Annotated in this window: 21 protein-coding genes and 1 riboswitch; of the genes, 20 read left to right on the forward strand and 1 reads right to left on the reverse strand. The window is 63.1% G+C overall.

The features are described 5' to 3' along the window. Entirely contained in the window at window positions 1-1,326 is a 1,326-nt protein-coding gene (gene miaB / locus ACOOEX_RS02475; protein WP_420396978.1) for a tRNA (N6-isopentenyl adenosine(37)-C2)-methylthiotransferase MiaB, read from the forward strand. Window positions 1,327-1,363: 37 nt separating this feature from the next. Here the strand turns inward: miaB and ACOOEX_RS02480 are convergent, their stop codons facing one another. Next, window positions 1,364-1,753 carry a hypothetical protein gene (locus ACOOEX_RS02480; RefSeq protein WP_420396979.1) on the reverse strand — a complete coding sequence of 130 codons (390 nt, stop codon included), beginning with the start codon at window positions 1,751-1,753 and terminating at the stop codon, window positions 1,364-1,366. A 450-nt stretch (window positions 1,754-2,203) separates the two neighbouring features. Here ACOOEX_RS02480 and ACOOEX_RS02485 point away from each other — a divergent pair, with 450 nt between their 5' ends. The 19 genes from ACOOEX_RS02485 (at window position 2,204) to ACOOEX_RS02575 (ending at window position 17,868) form a co-directional block, all read left to right on the forward strand. Next, window positions 2,204-2,776: an OmpA family protein gene (locus ACOOEX_RS02485; protein ID WP_420396980.1), complete on the forward strand. Its 573-nt coding sequence runs from the start codon at window positions 2,204-2,206 to the stop codon at window positions 2,774-2,776. Window positions 2,777-2,781: 5 nt separating this feature from the next. Continuing rightward, entirely contained in the window at window positions 2,782-3,147 is a 366-nt protein-coding gene (locus ACOOEX_RS02490) for a hypothetical protein (protein WP_071691057.1), read from the forward strand. A 171-nt stretch (window positions 3,148-3,318) separates the two neighbouring features. Further along, window positions 3,319-4,332, forward strand: coding sequence for a PhoH family protein (locus tag ACOOEX_RS02495; protein ID WP_420396981.1), 1,014 nt, complete (start codon window positions 3,319-3,321; stop codon window positions 4,330-4,332). A gap of 174 nt (window positions 4,333-4,506) precedes the next feature. Further along, a complete protein-coding gene (gene ybeY, locus ACOOEX_RS02500; protein ID WP_420398313.1) occupies window positions 4,507-4,944 on the forward strand; it encodes an rRNA maturation RNase YbeY in 438 nt (145 codons plus the stop codon). Between the two features lie 45 nt (window positions 4,945-4,989). Beyond that, window positions 4,990-5,877, forward strand: coding sequence for a transporter associated domain-containing protein (locus ACOOEX_RS02505; RefSeq protein ID WP_420396982.1), 888 nt, complete (start codon window positions 4,990-4,992; stop codon window positions 5,875-5,877). Continuing rightward, complete coding sequence (lnt, locus tag ACOOEX_RS02510; RefSeq protein ID WP_420396983.1) at window positions 5,874-7,391, forward strand: apolipoprotein N-acyltransferase; 1,518 nt, start codon at window positions 5,874-5,876, stop codon at window positions 7,389-7,391. The genes ACOOEX_RS02505 and lnt overlap by 4 nt, the downstream gene beginning before the upstream one ends. Before the next feature lie 34 nt (window positions 7,392-7,425). Next, window positions 7,426-7,476: riboswitch (SAM-SAH riboswitch) on the forward strand. A gap of 6 nt (window positions 7,477-7,482) precedes the next feature. Continuing rightward, the gene (gene metK / locus ACOOEX_RS02515) at window positions 7,483-8,664 is read left to right on the forward strand and encodes a methionine adenosyltransferase (RefSeq protein ID WP_420396984.1); all 1,182 of its coding nucleotides are present in this window, start codon (window positions 7,483-7,485) and stop codon (window positions 8,662-8,664) included. A gap of 75 nt (window positions 8,665-8,739) precedes the next feature. Beyond that, a complete protein-coding gene (locus ACOOEX_RS02520) occupies window positions 8,740-9,210 on the forward strand; it encodes an ABZJ_00895 family protein (protein WP_127562348.1) in 471 nt (156 codons plus the stop codon). 56 nt (window positions 9,211-9,266) lie between these two features. Continuing rightward, on the forward strand, window positions 9,267-9,980 hold the full coding sequence (trmB, locus tag ACOOEX_RS02525) for a tRNA (guanosine(46)-N7)-methyltransferase TrmB (protein ID WP_420396985.1): 714 nt from the start codon (window positions 9,267-9,269) through the stop codon (window positions 9,978-9,980). A gap of 236 nt (window positions 9,981-10,216) precedes the next feature. Beyond that, window positions 10,217-11,569, forward strand: a complete 1,353-nt coding sequence (gene aroA, locus ACOOEX_RS02530) for a 3-phosphoshikimate 1-carboxyvinyltransferase (RefSeq protein WP_420396986.1) — start codon at window positions 10,217-10,219, stop codon at window positions 11,567-11,569. Between the two features lie 74 nt (window positions 11,570-11,643). Then, window positions 11,644-12,045 (forward strand): GFA family protein, encoded by a 402-nt coding sequence (locus ACOOEX_RS02535; protein ID WP_420396987.1) that lies wholly within the window; start codon window positions 11,644-11,646, stop codon window positions 12,043-12,045. Continuing rightward, entirely contained in the window at window positions 12,042-12,446 is a 405-nt protein-coding gene (locus ACOOEX_RS02540) for a GFA family protein (protein ID WP_420396988.1), read from the forward strand. The genes ACOOEX_RS02535 and ACOOEX_RS02540 overlap by 4 nt, the downstream gene beginning before the upstream one ends. A 42-nt stretch (window positions 12,447-12,488) precedes the next feature. Beyond that, window positions 12,489-13,097 (forward strand): (d)CMP kinase, encoded by a 609-nt coding sequence (locus ACOOEX_RS02545; protein ID WP_420396989.1) that lies wholly within the window; start codon window positions 12,489-12,491, stop codon window positions 13,095-13,097. Then, complete coding sequence (locus ACOOEX_RS02550) at window positions 13,097-14,095, forward strand: aldo/keto reductase (RefSeq protein ID WP_420396990.1); 999 nt, start codon at window positions 13,097-13,099, stop codon at window positions 14,093-14,095. Before ACOOEX_RS02545 ends, ACOOEX_RS02550 begins: the two co-directional genes overlap by 1 nt. Window positions 14,096-14,308: 213 nt before the next feature. Then, a complete protein-coding gene (gene rpsA / locus ACOOEX_RS02555) occupies window positions 14,309-15,988 on the forward strand; it encodes a 30S ribosomal protein S1 (RefSeq protein WP_071691944.1) in 1,680 nt (559 codons plus the stop codon). Window positions 15,989-16,243: 255 nt separating this feature from the next. Further along, entirely contained in the window at window positions 16,244-16,534 is a 291-nt protein-coding gene (gene ihfB, locus ACOOEX_RS02560) for an integration host factor subunit beta (protein WP_420396991.1), read from the forward strand. Window positions 16,535-16,537: 3 nt separating this feature from the next. After that, window positions 16,538-16,882: a LapA family protein gene (locus tag ACOOEX_RS02565; RefSeq protein WP_420396992.1), complete on the forward strand. Its 345-nt coding sequence runs from the start codon at window positions 16,538-16,540 to the stop codon at window positions 16,880-16,882. A 9-nt stretch (window positions 16,883-16,891) separates the two neighbouring features. Continuing rightward, complete coding sequence (locus ACOOEX_RS02570) at window positions 16,892-17,533, forward strand: phosphoribosylanthranilate isomerase (protein WP_420396993.1); 642 nt, start codon at window positions 16,892-16,894, stop codon at window positions 17,531-17,533. Further along, entirely contained in the window at window positions 17,533-17,868 is a 336-nt protein-coding gene (locus ACOOEX_RS02575) for a hypothetical protein (RefSeq protein ID WP_420396994.1), read from the forward strand. The genes ACOOEX_RS02570 and ACOOEX_RS02575 overlap by 1 nt, the downstream gene beginning before the upstream one ends. The last annotated feature ends 13 nt before the right edge of the window (window positions 17,869-17,881 follow it).

The raw sequence follows: 17,881 nt of genomic DNA on the forward strand, positions 1-17,881 counted from the left end.
ATGTCCGCGCCCAAGAAGCTGTTCGTCAAGACCTATGGCTGCCAGATGAACGTCTACGATTCCGAACGCATGGCAGAGGCGCTCGGGTCGGAAGGCTATGTGCAGGTGGGCACGGCGGAAGAGGCGGACATGATCCTGCTGAACACCTGCCATATCCGCGAGAAGGCCGCTGAAAAGGTCTATTCCGAGCTTGGCCGCATGAAGCCCCTGCGCGAGGCCAATCCCGACCTCAAGATCGGCGTGGCGGGCTGCGTCGCGCAGGCCGAGGGCGAAGAGATCATGCGCCGTCAGCCGATGGTCGATCTGGTGGTGGGGCCGCAGACCTATCACCGGCTGCCTGCCATGGCGCGCGCGGTGGAGGGGGGCGAGAAGGCGCTCGACACCGATTTCCCCGAAGAGGACAAGTTCCTGCACCTGCCCAAGGCGCGCAAACCCAAGCGCGGGCCGACGGCGTTTCTGACCGTGCAGGAAGGCTGCGACAAGTTCTGCGCGTTCTGCGTGGTGCCTTACACGCGCGGGGCCGAGGTCAGCCGCCCGGCGGAGCGTCTGCTGCGCGAGGCGAATGAGCTGGTGGAGCGTGGAGTGCGCGAGATCACCCTTCTGGGCCAGAACGTGAACGCCTATCATGGGGCTGCACCCGATGGCGAATGGGGGCTCGCGCGGCTGATCCGGGAAATGGCCAAGATCGAAGGGCTCGACCGCATCCGCTTCACCACCTCGCATCCCAATGACATGGAAGACGACCTCATTGCCGCCCATGGCGATTGCGCCAAGCTGATGCCCTACCTGCATCTGCCGGTGCAATCGGGGTCTGACCGGATCCTGAAAGCGATGAACCGTAAGCACACGGCGGCGGAGTATGTGGCGCTGATCGAACGCATTCGCTCGGCGCGGCCCGATTTGCTGCTGTCAGGGGATTTCATCGTCGGCTTCCCCGGCGAGACGGAGGAGGATTTCGAGGCCACGATGGATCTGGTGCGGACCGTGGGGTATGGCCAGGCCTATTCGTTCAAGTATTCCGCCCGTCCTGGCACGCCCGCCGCCGAGAAAGCGCCGGTCGAGGCGTCGGTCGCCGATGATCGCTTGCAGCGTCTTCAGGCCCTGCTGACCGAACAGCAACGCGCCGCGCAGGACAGCATGGTCGGGCGCGAGGTCTCGGTTCTTTTTGAAAAGGCGGGGCGGCTTGAGGGCCAGCTGGTCGGCAAGTCGGACTACCTGCATGCCGTGCATGTTCAGGCGCCCGAGCATCTGATGGGCCAGATCGCCCGCGTAAAGATCGTGGAAAGCGGCCCGAATTCTCTCAAGGGCGAGTTGATCGCCGAGTGAGGCGGCAGGGCGCTGTGCCCCGCCACCCGTTGCCCGGTCAGTTCTGCATATGCCGATGCGAGCTGTGAGGCGGCGTATCGCGGAAGATCTGCGCCAGCATCGCCTGGCTGTGGCCGGGGTCGTCCACCCCGTCGATATCGCGGCACACCCGTTCCGAGATCGCATGCGCCTCGGGGAAGGTGTAACCGGCGGCAACAAGGCTATCGACAAAGACCGGTTCGGGCCGGTCCCAGATCACATCCTGCCACGGGCCGCGGAAACAGCTGATGGTGACCGTGACCCGCTGCACCTGAACGTTCGAATGTGTATGGCCATCATTGCCATGCCAATGGCCGTGGCCATGTTCGTGATAACCGTCGGCCGACACAGGCGCCGACGACAGCAGCAAAGCGGCAACAGCCGCAAGGGATTTGCGTGAAGCTTTCATTTCCCCCAATCCTTTTTACATGCCCTTTGACGGGCGGTACCAACACACTGCTCGGCCGGGAAATGGATCGGGAGGCTCTCGTTCGGCCACCCGTTCCCACTCATGCGGCGGAGTTTAACGAAACGTTAAGGTCTGTGAAGAAGGCCGGAGAAAACCGGGTAAACGCCGAAACGGTATCCTGTCATCGGCAAGACTGTTCTCAGGATCGCAACGGCGCAGCCTCTTTTCCGCATCGTTAACCCATTTTCGCCCTGGTTTTGCCAGATTAACCCAACCCGCATCCGGGGCGATGATTCGGTCACGTTTCCGATTTTCGGGCGGCCAACAGGCAAATTTCGGACTTCCCAAACCCGGGCGGGCTGATAAACTGTTACAAATAAATGGGCTTTTCCCCGGTATGCGCTGCCACGCTGCGGGGATGTGTAAAGGTAACAAGGGGGTGTCGCGGTGATGCGCGTTTTAAGTCCTGGTTTGAGATCCGTTATTCTGGCTGCCGCGGCGGCTCTTTCGTCGATGCTGATGCTGCCCGGTACGGCCCTCGCCCAAAGCGGTGGCGGTGTGACCGGCAGCATTGAGCCGGGCATCTGGATCGATCCCGATGGCTGCATGCACTGGGTCGCCGATGGCGGGGTCGAGGGCTACATGACCGGCCGGGTGAATCCCGAAAACGGCATGCCGATCTGCATGGAGATGAACACCTGCGCCGTGGCCAATACCGATACGCTTTTCGCAACCGACAGCTCTCGGCTGACTGCGGCGGGCCGGGCGCATCTGGAACAGTTCTTCTCCTCCGCAGGGGCCTTTGCCTACGCGATTTACGGCCATACCGATAGCCGCGCCTCGGATGAGTACAACATGGGCCTGTCACAGCGTCGCGCCGCGTCGGTCGCTGCCGTGGCCCGTTCGGTCGGGGCACGCGTGGCCCGCGAAATCGGCTATGGCGAACGGCGCCCAAGGGTGCCGAACACCAGCGCTGCGAACATGCAGCAGAACCGCCGTGTTGAAATCGTGTGTTACAGGTGACCGAGATGACGAGTGTTTTGAAGCCGATGAAACCAATCGCCCTGCTGGCTTCGGCCCTGGTTCTCGCCGGGTGCGTCGAGTCGATCGAGGGCGTGTCACCCACCAATGACCCTGCCCCCGTGCGCGCCATTGCGCAGGACCGCGGCCGCGACGCCGGCAGCCTGACCCAACTGGAAGCCGGGATCTGGGTGGACCCGGATGGGTGCCACCACTGGATCGTCGATGACGGGCTGGAAGGCTATATCGATGCGCGCCGCGATCCGGTGACAGGCCTGCCGGTCTGCACCCCGATCGCGCCTCCCGGCTCTATCGTGGGCGATTCCGGTGCCGGGGCTGCCGGGATCCGGGACTGGGTGCCGAACCGGCGTTGAGCGAGCTTTGAAAGCAAGGGTGAGGGCGGTGCCGGATCGGTGCCGCCCGATCTTGTTCTGCCCGCTATTTCATCACGATATGGGGAAATTGCGGGGAATGGGACACAAGTGGTTGCGTTGGTCCGGCTCTGTTGCCACACTGGATCCAAACCCTCGACGCGGGAGACCCCATTGGCGACTACCACGCTGCCTCCGCCACCCGAAGACGCCTCTCTGGAACGCGTTCTGGAATTCCCTGAAAACAGACTTTTGATAGAGCTTTGCGGCGAGTTTGACCGCAATCTCGCGCAGATCGAACATCTGATGGATGTGCAGATCGTGCGGCGCGGGAATGCGCTGGCCGTCCATGGCGGCGCGCGGGACGAGGCCGCGCAGGCGCTGCAATCGCTCTATCAACGCGCCGAGTCGGGTCGTTCGATCGACCCCGGCGATATCGACGCGGTGGTCCGGCTCGGCAATTCCGGGGAAGACACAGGCACCCGCGATGGCGACCAGATGGAGATGTTCCAGACAGGCGATCTGGAAATCAAGACCCGTAAGAAAACGGTCGAACCGCGCACCAAGGCGCAGCAGGATTATGTCCGCGCGCTCTATGGGCATGAACTGGCCTTCGGCATCGGCCCGGCGGGCACCGGCAAGACTTATCTGGCGGTGGCCGTTGCGGTGAACCAGATGATCAACGGCCATGTGGACCGCATAATCCTAAGCCGCCCGGCGGTCGAGGCGGGCGAGAAGCTCGGCTATTTGCCCGGCGACATGAAGGACAAGGTCGATCCCTACATGCAGCCGCTCTATGACGCGCTGAACGACTTCCTGCCGGGCAAGCAACTGGCCAAGCTGATCGAGGAAAAGCGGATCGAGATCGCACCGCTCGCCTTCATGCGGGGGCGGACGTTGTCGAATGCCTATGTGGTGCTGGATGAGGCGCAGAATGCCACCTCGATGCAGATGAAAATGTTCCTGACCCGTCTTGGGCAGGGCAGTCGCATGGTGATCACCGGCGATCGCAGCCAGGTCGACCTGCCCCGCGGCGTAACCAGCGGCCTTCGGGAGGCGGAGCGTATCCTCGAAGGGGTCAAGGGCATCAGCTTCAACTATTTTACCGCCAAGGATGTGGTGCGTCACCCGATGGTTGCGAAAATCATCGAAGCCTATGACGCAGATAATCCGGCGGAACGCGGGTGAAGGAAAAATCTTCATGCAAGATTTTTCGAGGGCTGCAAAAATCTTCCTGAAGATTTTTGGGAGTTGGAAGAATTTTCTGGAAAATTCTTCTGTTCGGTGCGCGCTGTGAACGGGACCGCTCTGGTGGATGTGATCATCGAGGCCCCGGAATGGGAGGCGGTAAATCTGGACGTCATGGCACAACAGGTCTGCTCTGCTGCTCTGGCAGAGCTTGGCCTTGATTCAGAGCGCTTCGAAATCGCGATCCTGGCTTGCGATGATGCGCGGATTGCCGAGTTGAACGGCGATTTTCGCGCGAAGCCAACTGCCACCAATGTCCTATCCTGGCCGTCTGAGGACATCGACCTGCCCATCGGGGCCAGTCCGGAGTTGCCCGATCCTGACCCTGACGGCCCCCCGCACGAACTGGGCGACATCGCTATTGCCTTCCAGACCTGTGCCCGCGAGGCCAGTGAGCAGGACAAGCCCTTTTCGGACCATGTCAGCCACCTGCTGGTCCACGCGACCTTGCACCTGTTGGGTTTTGATCACATAAATGACGCCGATGCCGCCCATATGGAGGCAATCGAGACGCGTATCCTTGCAACCATGGGCATCCCTGACCCATATTAGGGCCAACGGGTTTTCAGGCCCGGCAATTGTCCTTGGAAAGGATCCATGAACGACTCCCCCGAGTCCTCCTCTAGCGCAGCGCAAGGCGCGCAGGAGACGGACGACAGTTCAGACCAGAGACCCGGCCTTCTGGCCCGGCTCTTTGGCAACACCCAATCCCCCGAACCCATTGAAACGAACGGGCAACCCGCGCACGCCGCCGGCTCTGCGGCGCATGCGGCGATCTCGGTGTACAATCTGCGCCGGATGCGGCTGGATGACGTGGCGGTTCCACGTGCAGAAATCACCGCGGTGCCGGTCGATATCGCGCTTGCCGATCTTGTCAAAGTGTTCCGCGACAGCGGCTATACCCGTCTGCCGGTCTATGAGGGTACGCTCGACACGCCGATCGGGCTGGTTCATCTCAAGGACCTGGCCCTGACTTACGGCTTCAATGGTGGCGGCAAGGTCATCGACCTCGGCTCAATGCTTCGGCCGCTGCTCTATGCACCGCCATCCATGCCCATTGGAGTGATGCTGCAAAAGATGCAGACCGAGCGGATTCACATGGCCCTTGTGATCGACGAATATGGCGGTGTGGACGGTCTGGTGACACTGGAGGATCTGATCGAACAGGTCATCGGTGAGATCGAGGACGAACATGACGTCGAGGAAGACAAGCTTTGGTCGGAAGAAGCCCCCGGCTGCTGGCTTGTCAGGGCCAAGGCACCGCTGGACGAGTTCGAGGAGGCGGTTGGCGTCGATCTGACCGAAGGGCTTGACGACGAGGAGATCGACACGCTCGGCGGGTTGGTGTTTGTCCTCTCGGGGCGCGTCCCGGCCCGAGGCGAAGTCATTCCGCATCCGGCGGGCCCCGAGATCGAGATTGTCGATGCCGATCCGCGCCGGATCAAGCGTTTGCGGATTCGTCTGCCCAAGGGGCATTACGGGTGACAGGGATTTTCTGCTGGCTGTCTGGTCGTGCTGCGCGCCAGAGGTTCGGGCTTGCCTTTTTCGCGGGGGGGCTGGCTGCAACAGGGCTTGCGCCCTTCGATCTTCCGTTCTTGTCCCTGATCGGCTTTGCCGGGCTTGCCCTGTCCCTGATGCCTGTCGGCACAGCGCGGTCGGCATTCTGGACGGGTCTGGCAGGCGGCACGAGCTATTTCGCCGTGTCGCTGCACTGGATTGTCGAACCCTTTTTCGTCGACCCCTGGCGGCATGGCTGGATGGCGCCCTTCGCCCTGATCCTGATGTCCGCCGGTTTGGCCCTGTTCTGGGGCGCGGCTGCGGCGGTGTCGGTCCGCGTGACGCAACCGGGGGGGCTGCGTGCCCTGGCCTGGGCCTTGGCGCTGAGTGCGGCCGAGCTTCTGCGGGCCTCGATCCTCACCGGTTTTCCCTGGGCGCATCCCGGACATATCTGGATCGGCAGCCCACTGATGGGGCTTGCAGCCTGGGTCGGGCCGCACGGGTTGACCTTGCTGACCCTGATACTGGCGGCGGGGTTGGCGGCGGCGATCTGGTCGCGGCTGATGCTTGTGGCGCTTCCCGGTGTCGCGGTTGCGGGGGCATTGGGGCTTGGCATGATGACCCCCCCTGCACCTCCGGCCGATGAAGACGCCGCCGTGATCCGCCTGATCCAGCCCAATGCCCCGCAGCATCTGAAATGGCTGCCCGACATGATCCCGGTCTTCTTCCGCCGTTCTCTGGAACTGACCGCCGCCGATCCACAACTCGATGCGCCGCCCGATCTGGTGATCTGGCCGGAAACCTCGTTGCCCGCTTTGCTGCGCAATTCCGAGCCATGGCGCGAGGCGATCGGGCAGGCCTCAGGCGCGGCGCGGGTGATCGTCGGCGGGCAGAGATTGCAGGACGGAATGGTGCGCAATTCGCTGTTCCTGCTGGACCGGGACGGCGGGTTGGCCGCGACCTATGACAAGCATCACCTCGTTCCCTTCGGCGAGTATATCCCGCTGACCGGGATGGCCCGTGCCATGGGACTGCGCGGCCTGGCCGAGGTCGCAGGCACCGGCTATACCCCCGGTGACGGCCCGGCTTTGCTGGATCTCGGCCCGCTTGGGCAGGCTTTTCCGATGATCTGCTACGAGACGATTTTCCCCGGCTATATCCGGCAGGTCGACCGCCCCGACTGGCTGCTGCAAATCACCAATGACGCGTGGTTCGGAGAGTTCTCCGGTCCCTTCCAGCATCTGGAGCTGGCACAGCTGCGCGCGGCGGAACAGGGTCTGCCATTGCTGAGGGCGGCCAATACCGGCGTCTCTGCGGTGATCGACGCGCGCGGGCAGGTTCTGGCGGCGCTTCCCTTGGGCGAACATGGTGAGCTCGACCTGCGGCTGCCGCCGCCGCTGCCTGCCACGGTGTACGCCCGAACCGGGGACTGGCCCATCTGGGTGTTGCTGCTTGGCTTGTCTTGCGGCGTGATGCTGGCGAAACGGCGACAGCGCCATTGATCCCGCCACGCAAAGCGCGTAAGGCGCTTGCATAACCGCCCCACAACGGCTTCCTGGCGTGGTGGCGATAACAGGTAACGGAGCACTTCCCATGTCGCGCAACAACTACATTTTCACTTCCGAATCCGTTTCGGAAGGGCACCCCGATAAGGTCTGCGACCGCATTTCCGATGCGGTTCTCGACGCATTCATTGCCCAAGAGCCAGAGGCGCGGGTCGCCTGTGAGACCTTCGCCACCACAAATCGCGTCGTGATCGGCGGCGAGGTTGGCCTGTCGGATCAGTCCAAGCTGACAGAGTACATGGGGCGTATCGACGAGATCGCCCGCGACTGCATTCGCGACATCGGCTACGAGCAGGACAAGTTCCACTGGAAGACGGTGGAGATCACCAACCTTCTGCACGAGCAATCTGCCCATATCGCGCAAGGTGTGGATGCGGCGGACAACAAGGATGAAGGTGCGGGCGATCAGGGCATCATGTTCGGCTTCGCCACCAATGAAACGCCCGATCTGATGCCCGCGCCGATCCAGTATTCGCACGCGATCCTGCGGCGTCTTGCCGAGGTGCGCAAATCCGGTCAGGAACCGGCCCTTGGCCCTGACGCCAAGTCGCAGCTGTCTGTGCGCTACGAGGATGGCAAGCCGGTCGAGGTCACGTCCATCGTGTTGTCCACCCAGCATCTGGATGAAAGCCTCAGCTCGGACGACGTGCGCGCCATCGTGGAGCCTTACATCCGCGAAACCCTGCCCGCGGGCTGGCTGACCGCCGCGACCGAATGGCATGTGAACCCGACCGGCAAATTCGTCATCGGCGGACCCGATGGCGATGCGGGCCTGACCGGACGCAAGATCATCGTCGACACCTATGGCGGCGCGGCCCCCCACGGTGGCGGCGCGTTTTCCGGCAAGGATCCGACCAAGGTGGACCGGTCCGCCGCCTATGCCGCGCGCTATCTTGCCAAGAACGTCGTGGCCGCAGGTCTGGCCGATCGCTGTACGTTGCAGCTGTCCTATGCCATCGGCGTGGCCAAACCGCTGTCGATCTACGCGGACACCCATGGCACCGGCAAAGTGCATGAATCGGCCATCGAGAAGGCCGTGGCCCAGTGCATGGACCTGACCCCGCGCGGCATCCGCACCCATCTGGGGCTGAACAAGCCGATCTTCCAACGCACGGCAGCCTATGGCCATTTCGGACGCGCGCCCGAGGCCGATGGCGGGTTCTCCTGGGAAGCGACCGATCTGGTCGAGGCCCTGAAAGCCGCCGTTTAACAGGCCGCGCGACTTGTGCTAAAGAATGGCGACGCCCCGGAACGGGCGTCGTCTTCTTTTTTGGGAGTTTACAGGATGGGCAGCGCCAAACATCCCTACACGCTGAATTTCATCAAGCACTACGCGATCTTTGCGGCAACGATCGCGATCATTTTTTACCTTCTGGTGCAGGTCGCGGGGCTTCGCTTTGACGGGGCGATCCTGCGTGGTGCCATGATCGGTGGTGCCATCGGGGCGATGATCGTACCCTTCCAGTGGTTCGCTCAAAGCTATCTGGACAATGAGGGCGGACGGGCAAGCGGCGGCACAGCCTGGAAGTTTGCCCTGGTCTGGGCGGCGCTGGCGATGCTGGTTCATATGGCTATTGCCATCGCGCTATATGTGATCGGCTGGCGGGTGCCGGGCATCCTGCCCCAGGAACAGGGACAAATGATCGGGGTTCTGATTGCCGTGGGGCTGTTCATGCAGGTGCCGATCTTCCGGCTGTTCATCTGGTCGGCTTTCAGCGGCATCGAAGCCCGCGAACGCCGCGCACGGGGCGGTTGAGCCCGGATCGCTTTGCCGCTATGTCCCGCGGCTGATCCGGCAATCGAGGCGACAGCGTGAGCGACCAGCACAAACACCCCAAAGCCCCGTGGCGCAATTTCTATGGCCGCCGCAAGGGCAAGACCCTGCGCGACAGCCAGGAAACCTACCTGGAGGAGGATCTGGCCGGTCTCTCGCCGGGCGCGGTCGACTGGGACGAGAACCCGGACCGGGTGCCACTCGATCTGGACGCGCTTTTCGGCGGGCGGGATGTGTGGCTGGAGGTGGGCTTTGGCGGCGGCGAGCACATGGTGCATCAGGCCGTGCAGAACCCCGATATCGGCATCATCGGCTGCGAGCCCTTCATAAACGGCGTCGCCATGCTGCTCGGCAAGATTCGCGAGGCAGGTGTGGGCAACCTGCGCGTCTATCCTGGCGATGTGCGCGACATGTTCGACGTGCTGCCCGAAGCGAGCATCTCGCGCGCCTTCCTGCTCTACCCCGATCCCTGGCCCAAGAAACGCCACCACCGCCGCCGTTTCGTGACGCCCGAACATCTGGAACCGCTGGCCCGCGTGCTGAAACCCGGTGCGATCTTCCGCGTGGCGACCGATATCCCTGATTATGTCCGCCAAACGCTGGAAGAAGTGCCGCGCCACGGGTTCGACTGGCTGGCAGAGGGGCCGGATGACTGGCGCGTGCCCTGGGGCGACTGGATCTCGACCCGCTACGAGCAAAAGGCGCTGAGAGAGGGCAGAACACCGCACTACCTGACCTTCCGCAAGCGCTGATCCCCTTTCATCTTGGCAAAAATACCTCGGGGGAGTCCGCGAAGCGGCGGGGGCAGCGCCCCCCCACGGGTGGGCGAATGCCCCCAAAGGGGGTGTGAGCACGTCCGTTCCCGGATCGACGCCGAAGGCGGCGACCCGGACCCGGACCCATCAGCGACAGCGTGCAAAGAGGGGAGTGGACGCCCCCCCTGTCAGGCGCTATCACCCGGCTCGAACCCTATGCAGGAGACGCGCCCATGTCCGGCCACGGCAGCCCCGTTCCCATGACCTCGCACCCCTCGGGGCCGCTGTCCGGCATTGCCGATGTGCCCGGTGACAAGTCGATCTCGCATCGCAGCCTGATCCTTGGGGCCATGGCTGTGGGCGAGACGCGGATCATCGGCCTTCTGGAAGGCCAGGACGTGCTCGACACCGCCAAGGCGATGCAGGCCTTCGGCGCCGATGTGGAGCGTGTGGGCGATGGCGAATGGCGCGTCCATGGCGTGGGTGTTGGCGGGTTTGCGGAACCTGATAACGTCATCGACTGCGGCAATTCGGGCACCGGTGTGCGCCTGATCATGGGGTCGATGGCGACCTGTCCGATCACCGTGACCTTCACCGGCGACGCGAGCCTCAACAAGCGCCCCATGGCACGGGTCACCGACCCGCTGGCTCTGTTTGGCTGCCAGTCGGTCGGGCGCGAGGGCGGGCGGCTGCCGATGACCCTTGTGGGCGCGGCGGAACCGGTGCCGGTGCGCTACACGGTCCCGGTGCCAAGCGCGCAGGTAAAGTCGGCGGTCCTGCTGGCGGGGCTGAATGCCCCCGGACAGACCGTGGTGATCGAGAAGGAGGCCACCCGCGACCACACGGAACGGATGCTGGCGGGTTTCGGGGCCGAGATCACCGTCGAGGATACCGATGAGGGCCGAGTCATCACCCTGACCGGCCAGCCGGAGCTGAAGCCGCAGACCATCACCGTCCCGCGCGATCCGTCCTCGGCGGCCTTCCCGGTCTGTGCGGCGCTCATAGTGCCGGGCTCGGATGTGCTGGTGCCCAATATCGGCCTGAACCCAACCCGCGCCGGTTTGTTCTATACGCTGCAGGATATGGGTGCGGACCTGACATTCGAAAACATGCGCGAAGAGGGCGGTGAACCGGTTGCCGACCTGCGCGCGAAATACTCGCCCAATATGAAGGGCATCGAGGTGCCCCCCGCCCGCGCGGCCAGCATGATCGACGAATACCCGATCCTCTCCGTAGTCGCGGCCAATGCGACCGGTCAGACGGTCATGCGTGGCGTCAAGGAATTGCGGGTAAAGGAAAGCGACCGGATCGACGCGATGGCCACGGGCCTGCGCGCCAATGGGGTCACGGTCGAAGACGGCCCCGATTGGTGGATCGTCACCGGCATGGGCGCGGGCAATGTGCCGGGCGGCGGGTTGACCGAGAGCCATCTGGATCATCGCATCGCCATGTCCTTCCTTTGCTTGGGCATGTCCACGCAAAGCCCGGTGCGAGTGGATGACGCGAGCCCCATCGTCACCAGCTTCCCGATCTTCGAGCCGCTGATGGAATCGCTCGGCGCGTCGCTGGAACGAACCGGCGCGTGATATGTCGCTTTCCGGCGTGACATCGTGGCAGGGGCCGTGCTGTCCTTGCCCTGAAACCGCCGGAAGGGACGCATATGATCACCGGAAGCTGCCTGTGTGGAGCGATCCACTATCGGATCGAGGTGCCGCTTGGTCCCGTCACCCCCTGTCATTGCACCCAATGCCGGACGTCCACGGGCCATTTCAGCGCCGCGACCCCGGTCAAATGGGAGGATCTGGCGCTTGAGGGTGAGCTGAGCTGGTACGACTCCACCCCCGGAAAGGCCCGGCGCGGGTTCTGCGGAACCTGCGGCAGCTACATGATCTGGGAGGAATTCGACGGGCTGGCCTATGTCTCTGCCGGAACCATGGACAATCCCACTGGGTTGAGCATCGACGCGCATATCTTCTATGCCGACAAGGGCGACTACTACCGGTGTGATGATGGCGTGCCTTGCTATGCGCAGGGCCGGTCGAGCGAGGAGATGGCCCCGTGACCAACGGATCTTGCCTGTGCGGCGGCGTTCGTTTCGCCGTCACCGGTCCGCTCCGGCCCGTGATCGCCTGCCACTGCACCCAGTGTCGCAAGACATCCGGCCACCATGTTGCGGCCACATCCGCGCATCGGGACCAGATCGCGGTGACGGGGGAGGTGACGTGGTTCCAGTCCTCCGCCTCAGCGCGGCGCGGGTTCTGTGGGACATGCGGCAGCAATCTCTTCTGGGACGGCGAGGGCGAGAACCTGTCGATCTTCGCGGGCACGATTGATGGGCCGACAGGGTTGCAGATCGCCGGCCATATCTTCTGTGCCGACAAGGGGGATTACTACGATATCCCCGAGGATCTGCCCCAGTCCGACGGATATGACCCGGCCCTGACGACGCGGGTTGTCGCCTGATCGGGCTTGCACCGGGGCGCGGGCGGGGCTAGCCCTAGGATCATGGCTTTCACGGTTGCAATCGACGGACCCGCAGCGGCGGGCAAGGGAACCATCGCGCGGGCGGTGGCGGATCATTTCGGCTTTGCCTATCTGGATACGGGGCTGCTGTATCGCGCCGTGGGGCAACGGATGCTGGATGGCGAGGATCCGGTTTCGGCGGCAGAAACGTTGACTGCCGAGGATCTGGACCATCCCGACCTGCGCGGGGCCGAGGCGGCGCAGGCAGCCAGCAAGGTGGCCGTGATGCCACAGGTGCGCGCGGCGCTGTTGGACTTTCAGCGCGCCTTTTCCCGGCGCTTGGGCGGCGCGGTTCTGGACGGGCGCGATATCGGCACGGTGATCTGCCCCGAGGCGGAGGCAAAGCTTTATATCACCGCATCGGACGAAACCCGCGCGGCACGGCGGCACAAGGAACTAGTTGCGAACGGGCGCGAGAGCAGCTTTGACGAGGTTCTGGCGGAGCTGCGCGAACGCGATGCGCGTGACAGCGCCCGGGCGACGGCGCCGCTGAAACCCGCAGAGGATGCCGTGAGGATCGACACGTCGGACATGACGATTGAGCAGGCTTTCGTGGCGGCGATCACGGCAATTTCCCAAAGGATGCCCTGATGAAACAGATCAGGCTTGGCCAATCCGGACCGATAGTCTCCTGCCTCGGCTACGGGGCGATGTCGTTCTCTGATTTCTACGGGGCCACGACGGATGAAAACTCGTTCGCCATTCTTGATGAGGCGATGGAGGCAGGCGTGACGCACCTCGATTCCGCCAATGTCTATGGAATGGGGCGGTCCGAACGGGTGATCGGTGACTACCTGCGGGCGCGGCCAGAGGCGCGCAACCATTTCACCATTGCCACCAAGGCCGCGATCACGCGGGATGGGGAGGGCAACCGCATCTTCCGCAACGATCCGGAGCATCTGGAGGCGGAGCTGGATGCGAGCCTCAAGCGGCTTGGGGTCGAGGCGGTGGACCTTTTCTATGCGCATCGCCGGGACAAGGGCATTCCCATCGAGGAAACGGCAGAGGCGCTTGGGGCGCTGGTCAGGAAGGGCAAGGCGAAGGCCGTCGGCCTGTCGGAAATCTCGCCGACAACGCTGGCCCGCGCCCATGCGGTGCACCCGATTGCGGCGGTTCAGTCGGAATATTCTCTGTCCACCCGATCGCCGGAACTGGGGCTCATCCAGGGCTGCGCGCGGATCGGGGCGACATTCGTGGCTTTCTCGCCCGTGGGTCGGTCCTTCCTGACGGATACCCCGCTCACTTGGGAGGCAGTGCAGGACCTGCCGTTCCTGGCCGCGAACCCGCGCTTCAGCCCGGAAACCTACCCTGCCAATATTTCCGCAACCGATGCGTTTCGCGCTCTGGCCGCCGAGATGGGTACCAGCGCCGCCGCTTTGGCCATCGCCTGGACGCTGGCGCAGGGGGATCACGTGTTGCCCATTCCCGGCACACGGTCGCTGGAGCATTTCCGCCAGCATATCGCCGGGGCCAATATGACCCTCTCAGACAGCGACGTGGCGGCCATCGAGGCAGTGCTGCCCGCCGGGTGGGCCCATGGCGACCGCTATTCCGAGGATCAATGGGTCGGGCCAGAGCGCTACTGCTGATACCGGCCCTTGATTTACAGGCGTTGCGGGCTTGCTCTTTCCCCCGTCAGTGGCTATAGAGCGCCCGTCAAGCAGGCGGTCAACGTCTCACACGGGCAGGGTCGGGTCATTCCCCGGCCCTCATTCGTTTGAGAAATGACCGTAAGACCAACCTCAAAGACCGGCGGAGACAACCGCGCGGCCAGTAACACCACTAAAGGAAAATGACGCCACATGGCTAACGCAACCATGGAGGAATTCGAAGCCCTCCTTAACGAAAGCTTCGAAATCGACACCCCCGAAGAAGGGTCTGTTGTCAAAGGCAAGGTGATCGCGATTGAAGCGGGCCAGGCCATCATCGACGTCGGCTACAAGATGGAAGGCCGCGTTGATCTGAAAGAATTCGCAAATCCCGGTGAAGCCCCCGAAATCGCTGTCGGCGATGAGGTCGAGGTCTTCCTGCGCACGGTCGAGAACGCCCGTGGCGAGGCTGTCATCAGCCGCGAAATGGCCCGCCGCGAGGCCGCCTGGGATCGTCTGGAAAAAGCATATGCAGACGAAGAGCGCGTCGAAGGCGCCATCTTCGGCCGCGTCAAGGGTGGCTTCACTGTCGACCTCGGCGGCGCCGTGGCCTTCCTGCCCGGTTCGCAGGTTGACGTGCGCCCCGTGCGCGACGCCGGCCCGCTGATGAACCTCAAGCAGCCGTTCCAGATCCTGAAAATGGACCGTCGCCGTGGCAACATCGTTGTGTCCCGTCGTGCGATCCTTGAAGAATCCCGCGCCGAGCAGCGCGCCGAGGTCATCGGCAAACTGTCTGAAGGCGACGTGGTGGACGGTGTCGTCAAGAACATCACCGAATACGGCGCCTTCGTCGATCTGGGTGGCGTTGACGGCCTGCTGCACGTCACCGACATGGCATGGCGCCGTGTGAACGACCCGAAAGAGGTTCTGTCCATTGGCGAAACCGTCAAGGTTCAGGTCATCAAGGTCAACAAGGACACCCACCGTATCAGCCTGGGCATGAAGCAGTTGCAGGAAGATCCGTGGAACCTGGTCGAAGGCAAGTACCCGCTGGAATCGACCCATACCGGCCGCGTCACCAACATCACCGATTACGGTGCGTTCGTGGAGCTGGAGCCCGGCGTCGAAGGTCTGGTTCACGTGTCCGAAATGTCCTGGACCAAGAAGAACGTGCACCCCGGCAAGATCGTTTCGACCTCTCAGGAAGTCGAAGTCATGGTGCTGGAAATCGACACCGCCAAGCGACGCGTGTCGCTCGGTCTCAAGCAGACCATGCGCAACCCGTGGGAAGTGTTCGAGGAGCAGTACCCGGTCGGCACCGTTGTCGAAGGCGAAGTCAAGAACATCACCGAATTCGGTCTGTTCGTCGGCCTCGACAACGACATCGACGGCATGGTTCACCTCTCCGACCTGACCTGGGAAGGCCGTGGCGAAGACGTGATCGGCAACTACCGCAAGGGCGATGTCGTTCAGGCGGTTGTGTCCGAGGTTGACACCGACAAGGAACGCATCTCGCTGTCCATCAAGGCCGTTGAAGGCGACCCCTTCGCCGATGCCGTCGATGGTGTGAAGCGTGGCTCGATCATCACCGTGGCCGTCACCGCGATCGAAGATGGCGGGATCGAAGTGGAATACGAAGGCATGAAGTCCTTCATCCGCCGCTCCGACCTCAGCCGCGACCGTGCCGAACAGCGCCCCGAGCGCTTCCAGATCGGCGACAAGATCGACGTCCGCGTCACCAATGTGGATGGCCGGTCCCGTCGTCTGGGTCTGTCGATCAAGGCCCGCGAAATCGCGGAAGAGAAGGAAGCCGTCGAACAGTACGGGTCTTCCGATTCCGGTGCATCGCTCGGCGATATCCTGGGCGCAGCGCTCAAGGGCAACGACGACTGATTCCGGCGAAAGCCAAGTCATCGGGCCTCGCGGAAACGCGGGGCCCTTTTTCCGTTCTGGTGCCCCGAATCAGGCCCAAGGGTGGCCCGTTGGGAAAGGGGATGATCGGCAGATGATCGCGAAACTTGGGCAATATGCTGCGCGTTGCCCCGAAGTTCCGCCGAATTCCCCCGGATTTTCAACGGCTTTTCAATTCCCCCAAGGCCGCTTTGCGCTTATAGTCCGGTATCAGGAAACCGCGGCCAGGGGGTTTGGATGATACGTTCGGAACTGATCCAAAAGCTGGCTGACGAAAATCCGTCCCTCACCCTTCGTGAGGTCGAGATGATCGTCAGTGCAATTTTCGAAGAGATCATCGGGGCACTGTCGCGCGGCGACCGCGTGGAACTGCGCGGTTTCGGCGCGTTTTCCGTGAAGAAGCGGGATGCGAGGATTGGACGAAATCCGCGCACCGGTGAGAGTGTCCACGTGGAAGAGAAACACGTTCCCTTCTTCAAGGCCGGCAAGCTGTTGCGCGACAGGTTGAACGGTTTGGAAGGTTCCTGAACGGTGAAATACATCAAATACCTGTTTTTGGCTGTCATCGGCGTGGCGCTGGTGCTGGTTTCGCTCGCCAATGTCGAGCCGGTGACGCTGACCGTGCTGCCTCACAATCTGGCGGAATGGGTGAACTGGAACTACGCGATCACCCTGCCTCTGTTCCTCGTGATTCTAGGGGGCATTCTGGCCGGTTTGCTGATCGGCTTCGTCTGGGAATGGTTCCGCGAGCACAAGCAGCGGGCCGAAGCCAAGGCGCAGCGCAAGGAACGCGACCAGCTGGCCCGCGAGGTGCAGAGCCTGCGCGGTGAAGCCAACCGGGGCAAGGACGAGGTCCTCGCCCTTCTGGAAGACTGACGCGCGCCCATGTCCATTGCCGTCAAGATCTGCGGGCTGACCCGGCCCGAGGATGTCACCGCCGCTTTTGATGCGGGCGCGCGCTATGTGGGATTTGTTCATTTCGCCAAATCGCCCCGGCATCTGGAGATCGAGCCGATGGCGGCCCTTGCCGTCGAGGTGCCTCCCGGATTGGCCAAGGTGCTGCTCACGGTGAATGCGGATAACGCCACGCTTGATGCCATCACCGCCCGCGTGCCGCTGGACATGTTGCAGCTTCACGGGCGCGAAAGCCCCGAGCGGGTGGCCGAGATCAAGGCGCGCTACGGGCTGCCGGTGATGAAAGCGATTGGGGTGGCGGAGGCCGGCGATCTGGCGGCAATTGACGTCTATTCGACGGTCGCCGACCAGCTGCTGATCGATGCGAAACCGCCGAAAGGGGCCGATCTGCCGGGCGGAAACGGGCTGGCCTTCGACTGGCGTTTGCTTGCGGAGCGGAAATACTGGAGCCGGCCCTGGATGCTGGCAGGCGGGCTGACGCCGGACAATGTGGCCGAGGCCGTGCGCCTGACCGGGGCAAAACAGGTCGATGTGTCGTCTGGTGTGGAAAGCGCACCGGGGTTGAAGGATGCCGGTATTATGAAGCGCTTTGCGCAGGCACTGGAGGACTGATGGGGTTCCTTGGAAAACTGGTCATCTATGGCCTGATCGCCGCAGCAGGCGCCGCCTATGCGACCCGCCCTTCGGTGGAAGAGGTGCGCGAGCTTTACCGTGACATGGTTGCCGCCGAAATCGCCGATGGCTCGATCATCTCGGCTGATAATGGCGCCGCGCAGACGGCCCTTGCAGCCTGTCAGGTGACGCCCGCGAACTGCGCACGGCTGATCGAAGGGGTGATCTCCTTCGATTACGAGAATCGCTATCTCTTCGCGACGGTGGCAACCCAATCGCCCTTCTTCGAGCCTCGGACCTGTGTCGCGGTATTCGAAAGGCTGTTCTGTCGGTAGGCAATAGCAGCGT

This window comes from Nioella sp., assembly GCF_965215655.1.
GTDB lineage: Bacteria > Pseudomonadota > Alphaproteobacteria > Rhodobacterales > Rhodobacteraceae > Nioella.

Excerpts from the sequence above, each read along its gene's own strand:
- rpsA (WP_071691944.1), top strand. The coding sequence starts at position 14,309 with ATGGCTAACGCAACCATGGAGGAATTCGAAGCCCTCCTTAACGAAAGC.
- ACOOEX_RS02575 (WP_420396994.1), top strand. The coding sequence starts at position 17,533 with ATGGGGTTCCTTGGAAAACTGGTCATCTATGGCCTGATCGCCGCAGCA.
- ACOOEX_RS02490 (WP_071691057.1), top strand. The coding sequence starts at position 2,782 with ATGACGAGTGTTTTGAAGCCGATGAAACCAATCGCCCTGCTGGCTTCG.
- ACOOEX_RS02485 (WP_420396980.1), top strand. The coding sequence starts at position 2,204 with ATGCGCGTTTTAAGTCCTGGTTTGAGATCCGTTATTCTGGCTGCCGCG.
- metK (WP_420396984.1), top strand. The coding sequence starts at position 7,483 with ATGTCGCGCAACAACTACATTTTCACTTCCGAATCCGTTTCGGAAGGG.
- ybeY (WP_420398313.1), top strand. The coding sequence starts at position 4,507 with ATGGCACAACAGGTCTGCTCTGCTGCTCTGGCAGAGCTTGGCCTTGAT.
- aroA (WP_420396986.1), top strand. The coding sequence starts at position 10,217 with ATGTCCGGCCACGGCAGCCCCGTTCCCATGACCTCGCACCCCTCGGGG.
- miaB (WP_420396978.1), top strand. The coding sequence starts at position 1 with ATGTCCGCGCCCAAGAAGCTGTTCGTCAAGACCTATGGCTGCCAGATG.
- ACOOEX_RS02550 (WP_420396990.1), top strand. The coding sequence starts at position 13,097 with ATGAAACAGATCAGGCTTGGCCAATCCGGACCGATAGTCTCCTGCCTC.
- ACOOEX_RS02545 (WP_420396989.1), top strand. The coding sequence starts at position 12,489 with ATGGCTTTCACGGTTGCAATCGACGGACCCGCAGCGGCGGGCAAGGGA.
- ACOOEX_RS02535 (WP_420396987.1), top strand. The coding sequence starts at position 11,644 with ATGATCACCGGAAGCTGCCTGTGTGGAGCGATCCACTATCGGATCGAG.
- ACOOEX_RS02505 (WP_420396982.1), top strand. The coding sequence starts at position 4,990 with ATGAACGACTCCCCCGAGTCCTCCTCTAGCGCAGCGCAAGGCGCGCAG.
- ACOOEX_RS02520 (WP_127562348.1), top strand. The coding sequence starts at position 8,740 with ATGGGCAGCGCCAAACATCCCTACACGCTGAATTTCATCAAGCACTAC.
- ihfB (WP_420396991.1), top strand. The coding sequence starts at position 16,244 with ATGATACGTTCGGAACTGATCCAAAAGCTGGCTGACGAAAATCCGTCC.
- ACOOEX_RS02480 (WP_420396979.1), bottom strand. The coding sequence starts at position 1,753 with ATGAAAGCTTCACGCAAATCCCTTGCGGCTGTTGCCGCTTTGCTGCTG.
- ACOOEX_RS02570 (WP_420396993.1), top strand. The coding sequence starts at position 16,892 with ATGTCCATTGCCGTCAAGATCTGCGGGCTGACCCGGCCCGAGGATGTC.